General features: G+C 71.3%; 4 protein-coding genes. 1 reads left to right on the top strand and 3 read right to left on the bottom strand.

What is annotated here, in order from left to right:
* Positions 1–391: 391 nt before the first annotated feature.
* Entirely contained in the window at positions 392–796 is a 405-nt protein-coding gene (locus ACZ3TS_RS42610; RefSeq protein WP_467628535.1) for a DUF5997 family protein, read from the bottom strand.
* 58 nt (positions 797–854) lie between these two features.
* Between ACZ3TS_RS42610 and ACZ3TS_RS42615 the strand changes: the two genes are divergently transcribed.
* A complete protein-coding gene (locus ACZ3TS_RS42615) occupies positions 855–1,598 on the top strand; it encodes a LysR family substrate-binding domain-containing protein (RefSeq protein ID WP_467628538.1) in 744 nt (247 codons plus the stop codon).
* Between the two features lie 152 nt (positions 1,599–1,750).
* On the opposite strand, the gene ACZ3TS_RS42620 is transcribed toward ACZ3TS_RS42615, so the two are convergent.
* Positions 1,751–2,449 (bottom strand): HAD family hydrolase, encoded by a 699-nt coding sequence (locus ACZ3TS_RS42620; protein ID WP_467628541.1) that lies wholly within the window; start codon positions 2,447–2,449, stop codon positions 1,751–1,753.
* 67 nt (positions 2,450–2,516) lie between these two features.
* On the bottom strand, positions 2,517–2,993 hold the full coding sequence (locus ACZ3TS_RS42625; RefSeq protein ID WP_467628544.1) for an Lrp/AsnC family transcriptional regulator: 477 nt from the start codon (positions 2,991–2,993) through the stop codon (positions 2,517–2,519).
* Between the last annotated feature and the right edge of the window lie 262 nt (positions 2,994–3,255).

Genomic DNA, 3,255 nt, shown 5'->3' on the forward strand with positions numbered 1-3,255 from the left:
GACGAACGTCCTCAACAGGGCCGGGCTGGCCCTCTGCGACGTGGCCTAGCCACCGACACAGGAAGCCCGCGCGTTTACGCGCGGGTGGAGTCACCCCACTCGGCATCAGGTGCGGCCGCCGGGAACAGGGGCCCGCAGCGGCCTTCCCAGCAGCCCGCCCGGCCCGGGCCAGTCATGGAGTCCCGCGAAATGGGGGAGCCGGACGAGAGCCGCGCGCCGAGGACGGGCGCGAGCGCCTCACGCCGCACGACATCCACGGCCGGCGCGGCGGGGACCGGAAGCGCCCGCGCTGGAACTCCGACCCCAGCGGCTCCTTCGGCAACGGCGCGATCTCACAACGGTGTGGTCGGCGGATGTCAGGTGGGAGTGAGCGGCACTCTTCAGCTGGTTGTCAGGGACGCGTCCGAGTGGGCTCCGCGGCGCGTTCGGCGTCCCGCTTCTTGATGCGTTCCGCTTCCTTGCGGACCTCGGCCTGGGTCGCTCGCTCCTTCTCCAGCCACTCGGGCCGGTCCTGCTTCAGGACCTCGATCTGCGCGGTCGTCAGAGGTTCCGTCACCCCGCCGCGCGCGAGGCCCGCGATGGAGACGCCCAGCTTCGCCGCGACCACGGGGCGGGGGTGCGGGCCGTTGCGTCGCAGTTCCCGCAGCCACTCGGGCGGATCGGCCTGGAGCTCGTTCAGCTCGGCGCGCGAGACGACACCCTCCTGGAACTCGGCGGGGGTGGCGGGAAGGTACACACCCAGCTTCTTCGCCGCGGTCGCGGGCTTCATCGTCTGGGTGGTCTGGTGCGACTTCATGGTGTCCAGACTATCGGCCGCATACGAGACGTCCGACCACGCCGGGTAACCTGGCGGGGTGACAGGCTCGGATGTACCCCCCTCTTTCCGGCTCGCGTACGTCCCCGGGGTGACGCCCGCCAAGTGGGTGCGGATCTGGAACGAGCGCCTCCCCGATGTCCCGCTGACCCTGGTCCAGGTACCGGCCGCCGAGGCATCGGATGTGCTGAGCGGCGGCGAAGCCGATGCGGCGCTCGTGCGGCTGCCTGTCGACCGCACGGTCTTCAGCGCGATCCCCCTCTACACGGAGGCGACCGTGGTCGTGGTCCCCAAGGACCACCTCATCACGGCGGCGGACGAGGTGTCCGTGGAGGACCTCGCCGACGAGGTGGTCTTCCACCCCCTCGACGACGTTCTGGGCTGGGACCGGCCGCCCGGAGAGCCTGCCTTCGAGCGCCCCGGCACCACGGCGGACGCCATCGAACTCGTTGCTGCGGGCGTGGGGCTCCTCGTCGTCCCCCAGTCCCTGGCGCGTCTTCACCACCGCCGGGATCTCACCTACCGGCCGGTCGTCGACGCCCCGCAGTCGAGCGTCGCCCTGTCCTGGCCCGAGGACGCCACCACCGACCTGGTGGAGGACTTCATCGGGATCGTCCGCGGGCGGACGGTCAACAGCACACGGGGCCGGTCCGCCCCAGCGGCACAGCCCAAGCGCAAGCAGTCCGACGCGGCTGCGGCGCGGAAGTCCACGGGCCGGAACCCACGCAGCGGTTCGGGCGGCGCCAAGGGCGCCAGGCGCGGCAAGCCCCGGCGTCGCTCCTAGGCACCGTCGCCCCCTGCGCCGACTCACCGGCCGTACCCACCTCCCGTATGCCGCGCCCGCCGACCGCCTTGATCACGAGCGGGCCACCAACCGGCACCGCCTCGTCAGTGTGCCGGGCGGGCAGGTCGCCGCCGTCGGTCCACGTGGCGCGCCTATGAGGATGCCGGGGCGGAGCCCGAGAGCCAGTCGTACGCGGCCCGCGCCGTGAACCCCGCCTGCCCGCCGCGCAGCAGCAGTCCCGCGGTGGCGAACGCCGGGTCGTCGGCCTGCGCGGGGACGTACGGGACCGCGATGCACCGCATCCCGGCGTCGTGTGCGGCGGCGGCACCGGGCGCGGCGTCCTCCAGGACCACGCAGTCGGCGGGAGACGCACCGAGGCGGCGGGCGGCCTCCAGAAAGACGTCCGGGGCCGGCTTGCCGTGCGCGACCTCGTCGGCCGAGACGGCCGTGGTGAGCCAGGAACCCAGTCCAGTGCCCGACAGGATCGCTTCGATGGCCTCCGGCGACGAGCCCGAGGCCACGGCCATCGGTACGCCTTCGCCCGCCAGCAGTTCCACGAACTTCCGCATCTCCGGGTAGACCCGCGTGGAGGCGCGGGCCAGTTCCAGATAGCTGCGGTTGGTCTCGGCCAGCAGTTCCTCCAGCGGGGCCCGAAGACCGTAGCGCTCATTGAACAGCGCCAGCGTCTCCTGGGTGCTGATGCCGACGTACCGCTCGTGGTCCGCCCAGGTGAAGTCGGTGACGCCGCGCCCGTCGAGGAGCCGCCGTGCCGCCTCGAAGTAGTTGGGCTCGCTGTCGACGAGCGTTCCGTCGAGATCGAAGATGACCGCGGTGGCGACGGGAGTGCTCATGGGGTACAGGATGCCAAGAGCCGTATCCGGGCGGTCGGCTGACCATCCGTCTGCGGTGCCGGAGCGGTCATCGCGCGGCGGCGCGGCCGATCGACTCCACCAGTGGCAGGAGCCGGTGCGGAACGCGCTCGCGCAGTGCCACCTCCGTGCGGGTGCGGACGACCCCGGGCAGGCTGATAAGCGCCTGGATGACGTCCTCAAGGTGCTCGTTGTCCCGAGCCACGACCCGGGTCATCAGATCGCCGCCGCCGGTGATCGAGAACGCCTCGACGATCTCCGGCACGGTCGCGAGTGCGTCGCCCACGTCGTCCAGGTGGCCCTGGGTGACCTCGATGTGCACGAAGGCGAGCACCGGGTGGCCGAGCGCGGCGGGGGACAGGCAGGGACCCGTGCCGGTGATCACCCCCTCCCGCTCCAGACGGTCCAGCCGGGCCTGCAGCGTGCCGCGAGCGATGCCCAGGATGCGTGCGTACTCGCGCACGCTGGTGCGCGGCTGTTCGAGCAGCAGCCGCAGGATGCGGGTGTCGAGTTCGTCCACGGCCATGGTCCGTTGGCCTCCCTGTCGCACGAGTGGATCTTCCTGGACAGTACCAATGGCTCATCGAGCAAAGGTCTGCTTGAGCCACAGTCGTCCTGATGCTTTCCTTGTGGGTGTCAATGGCGCCGCGCAGCGCAGGACCGGTGACGAAGCCGGAATCCATGCCCGCGGCTCCATCAGGACCTAGCCAGGGGACGCCCCGCTTTGGCGGGGTGGGGAATGGCTTTTCTGGGCTGCTGTGACCTTAACTGGGTGCACGGGTCTGCAC

Source organism: Streptomyces sp. NPDC022910, from assembly GCF_055561075.1.